14 protein-coding genes and 1 pseudogene are annotated in these 16201 nt (G+C 44.6%); 11 read left to right on the top strand and 4 right to left on the bottom strand.

Annotated features, from left to right (window positions below; translation table 11 throughout):
• Positions 1-99: 99 nt before the first annotated feature.
• Both V7K56_RS00910 and V7K56_RS00905 read left to right on the top strand, forming a co-directional pair.
• Entirely contained in the window at positions 100-1371 is a 1272-nt protein-coding gene (locus V7K56_RS00910) for an urease accessory protein UreH domain-containing protein (protein WP_334906689.1), read from the top strand.
• On the top strand, positions 1346-2047 hold the full coding sequence (locus V7K56_RS00905) for a hypothetical protein (protein ID WP_334906687.1): 702 nt from the start codon (positions 1346-1348) through the stop codon (positions 2045-2047). Before V7K56_RS00910 ends, V7K56_RS00905 begins: the two co-directional genes overlap by 26 nt.
• Positions 2048-2212: 165 nt before the next feature.
• Here V7K56_RS00905 and galE read toward each other — a convergent pair whose 3' ends face one another.
• Positions 2213-3211, bottom strand: a complete 999-nt coding sequence (gene galE / locus V7K56_RS00900) for a UDP-glucose 4-epimerase GalE (RefSeq protein ID WP_334906718.1) — start codon at positions 3209-3211, stop codon at positions 2213-2215.
• Positions 3212-3591: 380 nt separating this feature from the next.
• On the opposite strand from galE, the gene V7K56_RS00895 reads away from it, so the two are divergent.
• The 3 genes from V7K56_RS00895 (at position 3592) to acsF (ending at position 7803) form a co-directional block, all read left to right on the top strand.
• The gene (locus V7K56_RS00895) at positions 3592-4242 is read left to right on the top strand and encodes a hypothetical protein (RefSeq protein WP_334906685.1); all 651 of its coding nucleotides are present in this window, start codon (positions 3592-3594) and stop codon (positions 4240-4242) included.
• 352 nt (positions 4243-4594) lie between these two features.
• Positions 4595-6346: an ABC transporter ATP-binding protein gene (locus tag V7K56_RS00890; RefSeq protein ID WP_334906683.1), complete on the top strand. Its 1752-nt coding sequence runs from the start codon at positions 4595-4597 to the stop codon at positions 6344-6346.
• Positions 6347-6747: 401 nt separating this feature from the next.
• Positions 6748-7803: a magnesium-protoporphyrin IX monomethyl ester (oxidative) cyclase gene (gene acsF / locus V7K56_RS00885; RefSeq protein ID WP_334906681.1), complete on the top strand. Its 1056-nt coding sequence runs from the start codon at positions 6748-6750 to the stop codon at positions 7801-7803.
• Positions 7804-8016: 213 nt separating this feature from the next.
• Here the strand turns inward: acsF and V7K56_RS00880 are convergent, their stop codons facing one another.
• Together V7K56_RS00880 and V7K56_RS00875 are read right to left on the bottom strand one after the other, a co-directional pair.
• Complete coding sequence (locus V7K56_RS00880; protein ID WP_334906679.1) at positions 8017-8874, bottom strand: SDR family NAD(P)-dependent oxidoreductase; 858 nt, start codon at positions 8872-8874, stop codon at positions 8017-8019.
• Between the two features lie 83 nt (positions 8875-8957).
• Complete coding sequence (locus V7K56_RS00875) at positions 8958-9812, bottom strand: oxidoreductase (protein ID WP_334906677.1); 855 nt, start codon at positions 9810-9812, stop codon at positions 8958-8960.
• 118 nt (positions 9813-9930) lie between these two features.
• On the opposite strand from V7K56_RS00875, the gene V7K56_RS00870 reads away from it, so the two are divergent.
• Complete coding sequence (locus tag V7K56_RS00870) at positions 9931-10818, top strand: LysR substrate-binding domain-containing protein (RefSeq protein ID WP_334906675.1); 888 nt, start codon at positions 9931-9933, stop codon at positions 10816-10818.
• Here the strand turns inward: V7K56_RS00870 and V7K56_RS00865 are convergent.
• Positions 10803-11066 (bottom strand): annotated as a pseudogene (locus V7K56_RS00865) (transposase); the annotation flags it as partial. The gene V7K56_RS00870 and the pseudogene V7K56_RS00865 overlap by 16 nt on opposite strands.
• A 176-nt stretch (positions 11067-11242) precedes the next feature.
• Between V7K56_RS00865 and V7K56_RS00860 the strand changes: the two are divergent.
• The 5 genes from V7K56_RS00860 (at position 11243) to V7K56_RS00840 (ending at position 16150) form a co-directional block, all read left to right on the top strand.
• Positions 11243-12655 carry an eCIS core domain-containing protein gene (locus V7K56_RS00860; RefSeq protein WP_334906673.1) on the top strand — a complete coding sequence of 471 codons (1413 nt, stop codon included), beginning with the start codon at positions 11243-11245 and terminating at the stop codon, positions 12653-12655.
• Positions 12656-13022: 367 nt separating this feature from the next.
• Complete coding sequence (locus tag V7K56_RS00855) at positions 13023-13970, top strand: zinc-binding dehydrogenase (RefSeq protein ID WP_334906671.1); 948 nt, start codon at positions 13023-13025, stop codon at positions 13968-13970.
• A 15-nt stretch (positions 13971-13985) separates the two neighbouring features.
• On the top strand, positions 13986-14333 hold the full coding sequence (locus V7K56_RS00850; protein WP_334906669.1) for a hypothetical protein: 348 nt from the start codon (positions 13986-13988) through the stop codon (positions 14331-14333).
• A 25-nt stretch (positions 14334-14358) separates the two neighbouring features.
• Complete coding sequence (locus tag V7K56_RS00845; RefSeq protein ID WP_334906667.1) at positions 14359-15159, top strand: SDR family oxidoreductase; 801 nt, start codon at positions 14359-14361, stop codon at positions 15157-15159.
• A gap of 76 nt (positions 15160-15235) precedes the next feature.
• On the top strand, positions 15236-16150 hold the full coding sequence (locus V7K56_RS00840; RefSeq protein WP_334906665.1) for a TauD/TfdA dioxygenase family protein: 915 nt from the start codon (positions 15236-15238) through the stop codon (positions 16148-16150).
• The last annotated feature ends 51 nt before the right edge of the window (positions 16151-16201 follow it).

The following is a 16201-nucleotide window of genomic DNA, read 5'->3' as shown; positions in this document are numbered from 1 at the left end:
GTACTGAGTAAAGAAGAAAAGAAAAAATTTCTTATTACTTCTGCAACATCTTTATTCGGACACTCAGGACTCATAACTCAGAATCTCGGAACTTTTTTTATGGTAGATTTGTTGCTGATCGCAATCGTGGGGTTTCTGGGGAGTTTTGGACATTGCTTTGGGATGTGTGGGCCGCTAACAGTGGCATTTTCTCTGTCTCATCAACCAAAAAGTCCACAAACAGTCTCCTTGGGACGGACATTAACCTTAGAAAAACCCGATACTTGGCAACAGCAATTAAAATTTCATATCCTGCTAAACCTGGGGCGGATGTTGAGCTATGCTCTAGTCGGTGCTGGCATTGGGGCGCTAGGTTCGGTATTGCTGCAAGGTGGACAGCTAGCGGGTGTTGGCAGCGACTTCCGGCGCTGGATGGCAATTCTGACTGGTGTGATGTTGATTTGGTTTGGCTTAGGACAAGTAAAACCTGATTTACTACCGCGTATTACCGTGTTACATCCCTTATTGCAAGGTAGTTTACACGATCGCCTCAGCAGAGGAATGGTTAAACTTTCCTTAAAAACCAAATGGTGGACGCCAATGCTTTTAGGGATGACTTGGGGTTTAATGCCCTGTGGTTTCCTGTATGCTGCCCAAATTAAAGCCGCTGGAACTGGCAATTTATGGATGAGTACAGCTACTATGCTGGCTTTTGGCTTGGGAACCCTGCCCACGATGCTAGGTGTAGGCGTTTCCACATCTTTGCTAAGTAAAGACAGGCGCAGTCAGTTGTTTCGATTAGGCGGTTGGGTAACACTCACCATTGGCGTCATCACCTTGCTGCGGACTGGTGACACAATGGTAGATTACACCGGACACGCCGCCTTAATCTGCTTAATTTTGGCGTTAATTGCGCGTCCGATTAGTGGTTTGTGGGCTTCACCACTGCGTTACCGCCGCGGCTTGGGAGTGGGATCTTTTGTGCTTTCTGTGGTTCACACCTTCCACATGATAGAACACTCATTGCAATGGAATTTTGCCGCCTTTTCTTTTCTGCCGCCAGAATTTCAGTGGGGGATGGCTGCGGGTGCTGTAGCATTGGTATTAATGTCCCCCGCCGCTTTTACAAGTTGGGAATCTTTGCAAAAATCTTTGGGCAAGCGTTGGCGACAGATTCATCTATTGGGTGTGCCAGCCTTGCTCTTGAGTGCCATTCATACTGTGTTGATTGGTTCCCATTACCTGGGTTCCTTGCAATCAACTTGGGGAAATAAATTAGCGGCAGTACTGATGGTAATTGTTACTTTCAGTGTCTTACTAGTGCGATCGCGCTTTTTTTGGTCAAAGTTAGCCGTAGAAAAGTTTTATGTTCCCCCAACCAAATCGCGGTAAATCATCCTTATTTTCAGGTTCCATTCCCAGGATTCAAAAACAGAGGCGTTACCCCCTCAAAGACATTTTCTGGAAGAATCAAGGAACAATAAAGTATTTATTATTCCTGAGTTGCTTAGTTATATCAATAACTAATCTTTACCCTGCTTTTGCTCATAAGGTGGAAGTAGCCTCAGATGTTGGCGGCACTCTCCACATTGAACCAAATGATAATCCCCGTGCTGGAGAACCAAGCCAAGCCTGGTTTGCACTTACCCGTAGAGGTGGAAAGGTGATTCCCCTATCACAGTGTAATTGTCGGTTGGCTGTTTATGCCGAACCTTATGCAGCCGGAGAGCCGCCGCTGTTAGAACCACAGTTAGAACCTGTGACAGCCGAACGTTATCGAGGCATCCCAGGTGCAGAAGTTGTCTTTCCCAAACCAGGTCTTTATGAGTTGCAACTAAATGGAAAACCTGTCTCTGGGGCAAGATTCAAACCCTTTGAGTTCAAATTTGAAGTAACTGTGGCAGGAGGCGGGTCTACACAAGGTACACGAAACCTGCGAAATGTCAATGGCGATTTGGTAGAAGGTCAATCTCAACAATTACCAACTTGGGCAATCGCACTGCCAATTCTCGGATTTATCGGCATCTTAGTTGTCGTCATGCAAAGTATGAGGAGGGGTGGGGAGTAGGGAAGAAGCAGAGGGGCAGGGGAGGCAGGGGAGCCGGGAGACAAGGGGACAAGGGGGACAAGGGGGAATTATTGAACAAGTCTCTCCCTTGTCTCCCCCTCTTCCTTGTCTCTTCTCCATGCTCAATGCCCCATGCCCCATGTCCCATGCCAATGCCCAATGCCCTTACTTGTGTCGCTTCTGATGCCACTGCCACGCATGAGCGACGATATCTTTGATGGATGGATACTGAGGTTGCCAGCCTAAGATTGTTCTGGCTTTCTCGCTAGTGCCAATGAGAATTGGGGCATCGCCAGGGCGGCGATCGTGTTCTTCTACTGGTATCGAAACTTCTGTCACCTGTTCGGCAGCTGCAATTACTTCTCTGACGGAGAAGCCGCTGCCATTACCCAAATTAAAAACTTCGCTATCGCCACCTTTTAATAAATATTCCAATCCCAAAATATGGGCATCTGCTAAGTCATTAACGTGAATATAATCTCGAATACACGTACCATCAGGCGTGGGGTAATCAATGCCAAAAATTGAAATGGATTCTCGTTTGCCTAAAGCTGTCATTAGCACCAAGGGAATCAAATGGGTTTCTGGATTGTGATCCTCGCCCAGTAAGCCATTGGGATTAGCACCAGCAGCATTGAAATAGCGAAAACGCACTGATTGCAAACCGTAAGCGACATCAAAATCAGAGAGAATCCTTTCTACCATCAGCTTTGTAGCACCATAAGGATTAATCGGATCTTGGGGATGGGTTTCTGGAATCGGCACGAATTGCGGCACCCCGTAGGTGGCACAGGTAGAAGAAAAGACAAATTTCTTTACAGATGCTGTCAGCATCGCTTCTAACAGGGTCAAAGTACCAAAAACGTTATTACGGTAAAATTTGGCCGGATCGGTAACAGATTCTCCTACGTAGGTATAAGCAGAAAAATGCATCACCGCAGCAATATCGTGGGTTTTAAATAAATGATCGAGCAAGGCGCGATCGCTTGTGTCCCCAATTATCAGTTCTACCTGTAAAACCTTTTCTACTAAATCGCGATGTCCATAGACCAAATTATCAAGTATAACAACGCTATAACCCGCTTTCTTCAAAGCAAGCACTGTATGGGAACCAATATATCCAGCTCCTCCCGTTACCAGAATAGTAGGCTTTTCAGGCGACATCATTTTTCCTTTTAAGTCGATTACTTAATTAATTTAGTTTATCGGTACCATATTACTCTTCTGGAAAATTATAAATATATAGACGCAGTGTCAAAAAATTGCACTAAAATCACTACGACGGTAGTCTTTGGGTGTGAGGTTTGAGAAATTTTAAGTCAAACAGTACGATTACAATTTGACAATAAAATAAATCCATTTCCCGAAACCTCTAGGTTGAGTCTTACGGGTGACGCTTCTAACGTCGCTATCAGTAAGAAGTCGCCAGTTGTTTTACACAGGGAAACCATGCATGGCAGTCTTTTCTGGGGGCAACCCCAATTGAAACGGACTGCCTCTCCACCACACTGGCTCACTGCACCAGAAAATTTGAGAGTTAGTCTATGTTTCTATTGTTAAGCCGGGTACTGCTGTGGCTGCTGATTGGCACTATCGTTTATTCTCTGTTCCAGCGATTTTATCCCTCTGGAAGTTTTGTCGGGCGATTAATCTTAGTGGTTATCTTGGTAATCGTAGCCCTATCATTTCTTAACCCCAATGAACCTGCTGTGGCGTCGTTGTGGAGGATGCTATCTTTTCCACTCAAGCCTCTAGGAGCCTCTGTTTTACTGATGATTATTGCCGCTCAGAAAATCAAAGGAGGTGGAATAGACAAACCAGGAGGATATTTGATCGGTTGGGCACTGACAATTTTGCTGTTGGCAAGTACACCAGCAGTCGCGTATTTACTTTATAGAGCGCCATTAGCAATGACAGTTGAAAGCTCTGTCGCAACTGCTACACCAACATCTGGGACACTGGTAGCATTAGGGCAACCCACCACAGCTAACATCTTAGATGTAACGGGAGATAGCATTCTTTCTTATAATTTGAGAGTGCCTCCCTATTTATTACAAGGAAGTCCTCAAGATATTCGCGCACGCGGTTTACGACTTGAAGACTTTGTACCAAATTCGGAAACATTGCAATTGACAACAAGAACTTGGGAAAGTTACCTCGTTGAAATTTACAGGTTCTTGCGTGTTCAGCGGTAATCAGGTGAGAGAAATTTACTGGGTTCGTAGTAAGCGCTTGAGCGCTCAATCCAAGAACTAAAGTCCTTACTACGAACTTATTTCTTCATTAAAGTTGCTGTAGTAGATTACTACAACACGGCGGAAATAAACATACTATTCCAAATCAACAAAACGCTTATGCTGCATTAATTTTGAATTTTGAATTTTGAATTTTGAATTCGCCTTGCGGCACTAGTACCAAACGGCAATAACTATCCAGTAAAAAGAGGTAACAAAAGCTGAATTTATCACAAGCGGTATTTCCTATGCGTAGCTGCCTTCTTGGATTAGCAGTTAATCTAGATGATAAAGAAGTTGCACAATTGCTTTAATGGCAAAATCTCGACGAATCGCTAAACTCGGTGCTTACCTACAACCCCATTGGCGGGAAGCCTCCTTAGGCATTCTCGCTTTGTTGTCTGTCAATGCATTGGGTGTTTATATTCCTTGGTTGATTCGTGCTGGTGTTGACAAACTCTCGACAACCTTCAGCTGGAACCAAATACTACATTATGTAGTGGTTATTGTCTTGCTCAGTTCGGCGATGTGGCTAATGCGGATGGCATCACGCATTTGGCTATTTGGAGTGGGACGTCAGGTAGAATTTGACCTGAAACAACGGATTTTTGAACACTTACTGAAGCTGGAGCCTGCTTATTTTGCCAGTAATACTACTGGCGATTTGATTAGTCGGGCTACTAGTGATGTGGAGAATATCAAGCGGTTATTGGGTTTTGCGGTCTTAAGTTTGGCAAATACAGTGTTTGCCTACGCCCTGACACTGCCAGTAATGCTGGCAATTAGTGTGGATCTCACCCTAGCCGCCCTATCAGTGTACCCTTTTATGCTCTTATTGGTGAGTCTGTTTAGCGATCGCTTACGCAAACAACAAGCAGTAGTCCAAGAGCAACTCTCTGACATCAGCGAACTCATCCAGGAGGATATCAGTGGCATTGCTTTAATTAAAATCTATGCTCAAGAAGCAAACGAGCGTCGAGCTTTTGCCAAGAAAAATCAGCAGCTATTGACTGCTAACCTGGAATTGGCAAAACTCCGCAATACACTGTTTCCGTTAATTGGCGGGCTAGCTAATATTAGTTCACTGGTAATCATCTGGCTAGGGTCGGCACGGATGTCTGCTGGGACGCTTCAGGTTGGCGATTTTTTAGCACTGTTAATTTATGTAGAGCGCTTAGTTTTTCCCACTGCCCTTTTAGGATTCACAATTACTGCCTACCAACGCGGTGAAGTTAGTATCGATAGGCTTGAATCTATTCTCTCTGTCACACCAAAAATTAAAGATACAGCCGATGCCATACATTTACCAATGGCTGAACTAAAAGGCGAGCTGACAGCTAAAAATCTTACCTACAATTACCCTGGTTCTACTACTCCAGCTTTAGCAAATGTTAACTTTACCATTGCTCCTGGAGAAACTGTCGCGATTGTTGGGGCAATTGGTGCGGGGAAATCTACTTTGGCCAATGCTTTACCGCGCTTATTGGATATTGAATCAGGACAATTGTTTTTAGATGGACTAGATATTACTAAGATCGCCTTGACAGATTTACGAGGTGCGATCGCCTACGTTCCTCAAGATAGCTTTCTATTTAGCACTACAATCAAAAATAATATTCGCTACGGCGATCCAATTGGCGAACAACAGCAGATAGAATCTGTCGCTAAACTTGCCCAAATTGAATCAGAAATTCAGAATTTTCCGCAGCAATATGAAACTATTGTTGGCGAACGCGGTATTAATCTTTCTGGCGGTCAACGGCAACGTACTGCTTTGGCTCGAGCAATGTTGGTCAATGCTCCAGTGTTAATTTTGGATGACGCTCTCTCTAGTGTGGATAATCAAACAGCCACGAAAATCCTCAAAAATCTCTCCAGTGGTACTGAACGTAAAACAGTAATTTTTATTACGCACCAATTATCAGCAGCGGCGACGGCTGATCGAATTTTAGTAATGGAAAAGGGAAAAATTGTGCAGGTCGGAAATCACTTAGAACTTTTAAAACAACAGGGTTTATACAGGACTTTGTGGAGCCAACATCAAGTTGAGGAATTACTGCGGTGAAGATCGCAAGCAATTATAAGCTGATAGGCTATTCCCCCAAACTACGGAAAAATTCACACCCTCTTCAGACACCTGCCCTTTTGGAATCAGGCAGTTACGTCTTTCTTTGCCTTCTGTTCGCTCCAGTGGCTTGTTGAAGCTCTAACGCTGCGTAAATCTCATCTCGTAAATTCTACATGAATTGCTGCGATCGCTTCCACCCGTCTCATATTCAGGGCAGCAAGACTTACTTCGGCGTGAGCGCTTAGTTAAACGCTGCCCAATCTACAAGATGATAATTTATTTATTGTAAATCCCTGCCTGCCGACTTTACTGAAGGATTGTAAAGAGGCCAAGCAAAATAATTGCATTTGTCATAACTTTATAGTTATAGAACTATTGATGTGATCGCCTCATTACTCATGGTTAACACCCTACCGAAGCCAGAAATTAAAATCCCCAGCAAAGAAACTGTACTCACCCCCCGGTTTTACACTACAGATTTTGAAACCGCAGCCAAGCTGGATTTGTCTGCTCAAGAAACTCAGTTGCAGGCGATGTTGACAGAAATGCGGACAGACTACAACCGCCACCATTTTGTTCGGGATGAAGCGTTTGAACAGTCTTGGGAACACATTAGCGGTGAAGCAAGGCAGGCATTTATAGAGTATTTGGAACGCTCTTGCATTTCTGAATTTTCCGGCTTCTTGCTCTTCAAGGAATTATCCCGCAAGCTAAAAAATCGTAGTCCAGTGCTAGCGGAAATATTTCAAATGATGGCACGTGATGAAGCCCGGCACGCCGGATTTCTCAACAAAGCAATGGCCGATTTTAAACTCTCTCTTGATTTAAGCACTGTTACTAAAACCCGCACTTATACATTTTTCCCGATTGAATGGGTACTTTACACCGTTTACCTCTCAGAAAAAATCGGCTACTGGCGTTACATTATTATTTTCAGGCATCTAGAAAAGCACCCAGAAAACCAGTTTTACCCCATATTCCGCTACTTTGAGAGTTGGTGTCAGGACGAAAACCGCCACGGGGACATATTTAAAGCATTATTGCGTTCTCAACCGCAACTTTGGAACACCTGGAAATCTAGGCTGTGGAGTCGCTTTTTCTTGCTATCAGTATTTGCTACTCACACCCTGACAGTTCATGAACGTTCTGGGTTCTACAAATCATTGGGACTTGATGCTACAAAATTTGATATCCAAGTTGTCCGCAACACCAATGAAACAGCAGGACGGGCTTTTCCTGTAATATTGAATACCGAACATCCCAAGTTTTTCTCACGTCTACAACGCTGTGCTGGTTATAACTTAAAAATTGCAGAGATTGAAGGCAGTTCTAGTCCGAAATTGGTGAAGCTAATTTGCAAACTACCTTTGATTGCAGCAATTGTTTGGAATCTCCTGTTACTTTACCTCATCAAACCGATTGATACTGAAGCCCTGCGGGGAACGGTTCGTTAGCTATTGATCAAACATCTGCTGGTGAAATTAATTATGTGTCCTGAATAACGCATAATTAATTTCACTAGATGTCAATTCTTGAATATTTGGGTAGCTGAATAATGACAAAATTAGACTAAGAGGCTATTTATTAAAGTAAATTTAAAGCCAAGTAGAAAAAGATTGTCGGAAGGATAGGATACCTCAGACCATCTCAAAGTACAAGCCCAGTTCTTAAAACGCAACATCCGCAGCAATCTCGTGCCAGCGAGTAGCCAAATCCTCCGCAGTAGAACTTTCAACAGCGGCAAGGTTCAACGGATAGTCCACGTTGTTTCGCTCGATCCAGCGCACAGCTGTGAATTGACCATTGCTTGCCCTTAATATAAATCCAGACTCTCGGCATTCTGGAGAAGCGAGATATAACACTCCGGGAGCTACTTGATCGGGTCGCAAATCCTTTGGCTGATCTTGTACGTCCCACATCCGCGTTTTGGCTACCGGCGAAATCGCATTAACAAGAATTTCATGCTCTTTGCCTTCAACCGCGAGCACGTTCATCAGACCTATCTGTGCCATTTTCCCCATCGCATAGGGGGCGAGACCACTAAGGGCATATTGCTGATAAATAGCTCTATCCGAAGTCGTCAGCACGATTCGTCCGTAGTTTTGCCGCTTCATAATTGGAAAGGCCGCTTGAGCCAACCACGTTGGCGCTTCGACGTTAACTTTAATGGCCCGCTGCAAAAAATCAGGGGTTAGCTCTTCTACTGATTGGTATGCGACCCATCCAGCGTTGTGGATCAAGATGTCGAGGCGGCCAAATTTCTCCAGCGCGGTTTCCACTAGGTGTGTGCAGTTCTCTCTACTATCAAGAAATTCGGTGATCGGGAACGCAATCCCGCCTGCTTCGTAAATTCTCCTTGCAGCATCAGCCGCCACGTTCGGATCGAAACCAGTTCCATCTTTATTAACGCCTGCATCGTGTACGATGACTTGCGCTCCTCTATCCGCTAGCAAGCGGGCATAAGCTGCTCCCAAACCTCGCCCGCTTCCAGTAATAATTGCTACTTGCTCGTCGAGTCGAATCACTTAACTTCCTCCTGACTTAAATTCTGAGTTTTAGTGGAGCTTTGCACCATCTAATGACTAGCTTACAGAGCTTAACTACACAACTATGTATAATCTGTACTCACAGTAACCTGCTGCCAAGTATCCAAATCCGTTTTCACCCCTGACAGTTTCTCCTGAATTAAACTCATGGCATCCGTGCCTAACGCCAGTCGCATCGGTGGATGAGGACTTTCCACAGCTTGAATGATGGCTTGCGCCGCTGATCGTGGATTGCCTAGTTGCTTACCATCCATATCTTTGAACCACTGTAATGAGGCACCGCTCACCGGAGCATAGGCATTAATAGATTGTTCGGCTGCTGCCAGAGAGCGTCCGTTAAAGTCTGTGCGAAATGCACCAGGTTCAATTAAAGTGACTTTAACTCCAAAGGATTCAACCTCCTTAGCCAGGGCTTCAGACATGCCTTCAAGAGCAAATTTAGTGCCACAGTAGATGCTACTTCCACTAAATCCCACTAATCCTGCCGTAGATGACATATTTATAATGTGACCGCTGCCTTGCTGACGCATCAAAGGCAAGACAGCTCGTATTAGACGGAGTACCCCAAAGAAGTTGGTTTCAAACTGTCGGCGAATATCGGTATCACTGACTTCTTCGAGTGCTCCAATTAGTCCATAGCCAGCATTGTTAACCAATACATCAATTCGACCAAATGTGATGATTGCTGCATCAACGGCTGCTTGTATGTCTTGGGATAATGTTACATCCAGACGTACAGCCTTTGCGATCGCTGGATAGTGGTCAATCAAAGCGCCAAGTTGCTCTGGTTTGCGAGCAGTAGCAAGTAGGTAGTCGCCCTTGTTCAACACAGCTTCTGCTAGGGCACGTCCGAACCCTGTTGAACATCCTGTAATCAACCAAACTTTAGGAGCGACACGATTTTTGTCCGAGTTCATTTGTTTTCTCCAATACAAAAACGATGAGACACGCCTTATATTTCTTACGATAGGAGACAGCCATGCGACTGTCCAATATATATTTGACTAAGATTAATAGGTTAGACATATAAGTGTGATGGAATTACGGCATCTGCACTACTTCATCGCGGTGGCTGAGGAACTACACTTTAGTCGAGCAGCCCAGCGGTTGTGCATTTCCCAACCCCCGCTCAGTCAGCAGATTCGTGCTTTGGAAGATGAACTAAAAGTCAAGCTGTTTGAGAGAACGAAGCGGCAAGTGCATCTGACTGAAGCAGGCAAAGTGTTTTTAGAGCGCTCCTATGGAGTGTTAGCGCAACTCGAACAGGCAATCGAAGTGACACAACAGATAGGGCGGGGTGAGGTTGGACGGTTGGCGATCAGCTTTGTCGGCTCTGCAACGTATACCGTACTGCCAGATATTTTAAGTGTCTTTCGAGAACAGTTTCCTGCTGTAGAACTGCGATTGCATGAACTGACAACTGCTGAGCAAATTCAAGCCCTGCATCACAAACAGGTTGATGTCGGCATTGTTCGTTCTGCCATCATCGAGCCAGGTTTGAGTGTGGAATGCATTTTGCAAGAATCATTGGTATTGGCGTTGCCAAAAACCCATCCGTTCTCTGCCCAGACTAAAGTATCTCTCTCCACTTTGGCAGATGAATTATTTATCCTATTTCCTGCCAAAATGGGACCCATCTTTTACGAGCAAATTATTAACATTTGTCAACAAGCTGGATTTCGTCCGAAAGTCGCTCAGGAGGCAGTTCAGATGCAAACTATCATCGGCTTGGTTGCAGCAGGACTGGGCATCGCTTTTGTTCCCGCCTCCTTGCAAAACTTCCACAGAAGCGGAGTCATTTACAGACCCTTACAAGAGCAGATACCTAAAACCGGACTCTATCTTACTTGGCGGCAGCATGATTCCTCTCCAGTAATAAAAGCATTTCTGGGCTTGGCACGGAAGACGACACAATCAACATGAGCTTGAATCATAAGCCAAACACACAGTGCAAATTTATCACCGTCATAGCCGGAATCGACCCACATGACCTCAACTTTATCTAGTAATTCGGGGCGCTCTTCTAGCAGTTTCATCAAAGCGTAGGCAGCAATTACTTGTTCTGAGGCATTTGCTTCACTAACGACAACTTTCAACAACAGTCCCAGACTATCAACCAAGGTCTGCCGCTTTCTTGCTTTTACCTTTTTACCGCAATCATTGCCGTACACATTCTACGCCAGTTACTTGGCTGTCGGCAAAGCCGCCCAACACACTGACTCCTTATAAATAGCCTCTAAAGTCTATACATAAGTATGTTAATAAAATAGTCAAATTTTTGTATATATACTGAAATGCAATAGGTAAGAGATTCGTTAATTAATCTATAAAATCTAGGAATTGGGAAATGAGCGACATTAAAAGACAAACCGCTTTGCCTTTACTCACATGGAAGCGACCCAACATAGGTACATCAAATTTTACAAATCCATCGCTTGTCTCATCCAATATTCCCACATTGGCTAATCCAACACGCGGTTTTGGTTTACCAACAAATAATACTCCACTCAATACAGTCATGGAAGTAACAGGCGACCTTCAAGATGCCCCGTCTGCTAATGAGCAATTATTAGAACCAGAAGTTATTAAAGAAAAGCCTCTTGTTCACGACATTAGTCGGATATCTTTACGTCGTCCACAACCGCAACTTATGGTTAGCCAGCCAAAAGACCAGTATGAGCAGTCAGCCACCCAGTCAGCTGACCAGATTATACTTCTACCTAAACCTAAATCAGATATAAATATCGGCGGAATAGATTCACATATAGTACAACGAGAATGTGCAGATTGCGAGCAAGAAAAAGAGGAAGTACAAACCGAGTTGTTGCTACAAGGCTTTAGCGATCGCAGCATTCAGACCCAAGATAATATTGAGAGTCAGTTAAATAATAGTAAGGGTGGAGGAAGCCCGTTATCTCCCGAAGTGCGAGACTTTATGGAACCACGCTTTGGTAGTAAATTCGACAATGTGCGAGTACATACTGACTCCAATGCTACGCAGATGAATAAGTCGTTGAGAGCGCAGGCCTTTACTCATGGTAGTGATGTTTACTTTAGCGCCGAGAAATCACCTGGTAATAACGAGTTGACAGCCCATGAGTTAACCCATGTGGTACAGCAGACAGGCAAAGTGCAAAAACAAAGCGATGCATCTATAGCATCGGCCCCTGTTGAACAGACATCTAGTGGTATGCCGCCTAAAAAAGGGACAACTAAAATTGACAAAAAAAATACCACAATTACTGCTTCTGGAAAAAATATTACCGAAGCAATTACAAACTTAACATCACAAGGAAAGGGGGAAGCGGGCAGTGTTACTTGTGCCCCGACAAAAGATGTCAAAACTTACCAAGCAGAAGATCAATCCGATGAAATCGTCTACGAGGCAGATGTCTCAGTAACAGAAACTAAGGCAATGCCCGTCTGGACGGAACTTGACCAACAGTGCGAACCTGTTAAAAAAGAATGGGCAAGGTTTTATAGCGCTCTTGATACACACGAGAATGGGCACATTAGTATTGATGAGAAGGCTTTTAAAGATTTACACAAAAAGCTTCTTGGCAAAACAACCTCAGCATCTGACAAGATTTTTAACGATACTTACACCCAAGCGAATACTGATAACAACGCATACGATACCACAACGAAACACGGACTCACTCAAGGTACAGGAGTAACTCCGGTTCAGTGCGGTCCAGAAAAAGTTTCTCAAAGTGGAGATGAATCGGATGCAAAGGTAGAGGTTCAAACTCAAAAATAGAGGCGAAAACACCATAACACAAGCTTACTAATAATTTTCGCGTTTATACTGTTTGGAGTCAAATTGAGAAATTATAAAAAGAACGCCGAACTATACGGAAGCCACTTGGCTTGACTACAGTGCAAGAAGTGTCAACAGCGAATTCATTCACAAGGTGCTTGATTCTTCTGGCTGTCTGTGATAGCTTTTTTTTACAAACCATAAAATACTGTAAGTTTATCAAAATACCGTTGTTTATAAATTTCGTTAACCTAGTTGCAAGGATTTGAAGTTAAGAATAAATAGCTAATCTATCGAGATTATTTATTACAGGTAGTATATTGCGAACCAACGAACTAGAAATTAATCTCTAAGCCAGGGCAACCTTATGAGCAAAATACGTGCTGTGATTGTCGATCCCAATGTACCGGGGCGTTTGGCACTGAGCGAAGTGACTGCACCAAAGCCTGCCCCAGATGAAGCTCTAGTGCGGGTAGCGGCGATTTCTCTCAATCGGGGAGAGATAAAACGTTCAACTTCTGCTGAGGCTGGTTGGCAGCCTGGTTGGGACTTAGCAGGTGTAGTGGAAATTCCTGCGGTTGATGGTTCAGGGCCTCCCCAAGGGGCGCGTGTAGTTGGCTTGCGCCGTGCCGGAGCTTGGGCAGAACTCGTGTCTGTTCCTACTAACGCCTTAGCAGTAGTGCCGTCATCAGTATCTTTTGCTCAAGCCGCCACACTGCCTGTAGCAGGTTTAACCGCATACCATGCAGTGTTAAAAGGTGGTTCGCTTTTGAGTCGGACAGTTCTGGTTACAGGTGCATCAGGAGGCGTAGGTTACTTCGCTATCCAATTGGCGCAACTGTCAGGAGCACAAGTTGTGGCACATATTCGTCAAGCTGGCTATGAAACTCTAGTTAGAGAAGCAGGAGCGCAATCGGTGGTGATTGGCGAAGACCTTTCACCTGCCAGCGAGTACGGCCCCTACGATCTAATTATAGAGTCAGTAGGTGGCAAGACTTTGGGGATAGCCCTTGGCTTACTGGCACAGGATGGAAAAACTGTGCTGTATGGAGTATCTGGGGGAAATGAAGTGACATTCAACGCGGCTCAGTTTTTTGGAACTGGTAGCGTCAGCCTATATGGTTTACGTCTATTTGATGAATTGAGATTTGAATCAGCCGCAGTCGGTCTAAAACGGCTTTTGAGTCTAGTAGAAGCAGACCAGTTACATCCTCACATTGATTTAGAAGCTTCTTGGACACAAATAGCTGACGTGGCCCAACAACTACTCGATAGGCGTTTTCCTGGCAAAGCTGTGTTGCACATTTCAAATTGAGCAATAGCAGATGGTATGAGGGATAGTACTGACTTCTGGTTCAAACTAGATCGGCTTGTAGCCATTAGTAATTTCAAGATAGATCGCCCAAAAGGGACATCACATCCACGTTATCCATCTTTCATTTATCCCCTAGACTATGGATATTTACAAGACACTCGCTCTGGAGATGGATCTGATATTGATATCTGGATAGGTAGCTTGTCTAGTAAAACAGTAACTGCTGTCATTTGTAGTGTTGACTTGGAAAAGCGAGATACAGAAATCAAGATACTTCTGAGTTGTACATCTGAGGAAAGCCGAGTCATCTTGGACATCCACAATACAGGTTCTCAATCAGCAATATTATTGGTTCGCAAGTAAATTACATTTTTGAAGGTAGCTGTGTATGAGTTTAGAACTAAAACTATCAGGTAAAACAGCGATCGTCACAGGAGGAAGTGCGGGAATTGGTTTAGCAACTGCTAAAGCACTTTATAGTGAGGGTGTGAATGTGGCGATCGCAGCCCGCAATCAAGAAAAACTAGAAAATGCAGTAGCTGCCATCCAGTCTTTACCAACTCCTGGCGCTAAAGTTATTGCCATCAGCGCTGATTTGACTAAAGCAGAAGATGTTGAGAAAGTTGTCTCCACAACATTGGCCCAGTTTGGTCAGATTGATATCTTGATTAATAATGCCGGGTCAGCCCGTGCTGGGTCTTTCCTAGAATCCACTGATGATTTATTTTTGGATGCTTGGAACTTAAAATTATTGGGCTATATCCGCTTAGTTAGAGCCGTCGTTCCCCATCAAAAAAGTCGCGGTGATGGGCGGATTGTCAATATAGTCGGTGGTGCAGGACGGACACCTCGTCCGAACTTCCTAGCTGGTGGTACAAGCAATGCTGCTTTGCTGAACTTCACAAAGGGCATTTCTAAAGAGCTAGCCGAGTACAACATTCGCATTAACGCTATCTCCCCTGGTGCTACAGCTACTGAGCGTGCCGAGACTTTAGCTCGGCAAAACGCCCAAGCGCAAGGGATCACCGTCGAGGAAGTAAAGGCACAAAACATCCAAAGTATTCCTTTAAAAAGAATCGCCCAGCCAGAAGAAATTGCCGCGCTGGCGCTATTTTTGGTGTCTGATCTTGCTGCATCGATTACAGGAACAGAGATTATCGTTGATGGCGGATCTACCCCTGGTATTTAGTAGAGACGCGATGAATCGCGTCTGATGAATCGCGTCTCTACTGTTGTAAAAATATAAACTTCTTGGAGATAAAAACATGAGTTCTCAATACTTTGATATCAAACCAGTCGCAGGACGTATCGGTGCTGAAATTATTGGTGTTAATCTGAGTTCTAACCTCAGTGATGACATCATCAGTGACATTCGCAAGACTTTAGTCAAATACAAAGTCATATTTTTCCGTGGTCAGCAACAACTCGATGCCAATGCACAAGTTGCCTTCGCTCGTCGTTTTGGTGAAGTCACTACAGCTCATCCAACTGTACCATCGCTGCCAGAAAATCCAGAAGTCTTAGACCTAAATTATGGGCGTACCACTTCCCGCGCCAATAGCTGGCATACTGATGTAACATTTGTAGACCGTCCTCCTCTCGGTTCTATCCTACGAGCGCTTGACATTCCGCCAACTGGTGGCGATACAATCTGGGCAAACTCAGTAACTGCATACCAAGATTTACCTACTCATCTGCGTAATCTAGCGGATCAACTTTGGGCAGTACACAGCAACAAATTCGACTATGCTACTGCATTTGACTTACCTGAAGATGCCAAGGCTTATCGGGCTGTCTTCACTTCGACTGTATACGAGACTCTGCACCCAGTTGTACGCATCCATCCCGAATCTGGGGAGCGGGGGCTATTCATCGGCGGATTTGTGCGCCAGTTCCGTGGCTTATCAACAACTGAATCAGATGACATTCTGCGGCTGTTGCAAGCATACATCACACGTCCTGAAAACACAGTCCGGTGGCGTTGGCAAGTTGGTGACGTAGCCTTTTGGGATAACCGGGCTACTCAACATTATGCGATCGCAGATTACGGCGACCAGCCTCGCCACGTTCAACGAGTGACAATTGTCGGCGATCTCCCAGTTGGCATTGATGGGAAACAAAGTGAACCGATCAAAGGAGATGCTTCTGAGTACAACCGACGTCAGGCGGTAACTGCGTAATACTTGGGCATTGGGCATGGGGAATAGGGGATGAGTCTTTGATACTCGTGA

Origin of the sequence: Nostoc sp. (genome assembly GCF_036917535.1) — a bacterium.
Taxonomy (GTDB): domain Bacteria; phylum Cyanobacteriota; class Cyanobacteriia; order Cyanobacteriales; family Nostocaceae; genus Nostoc.
Note: the sequence above shows the minus strand (reverse complement) of the source record. Positions and strands in the feature narration are given on the sequence as shown.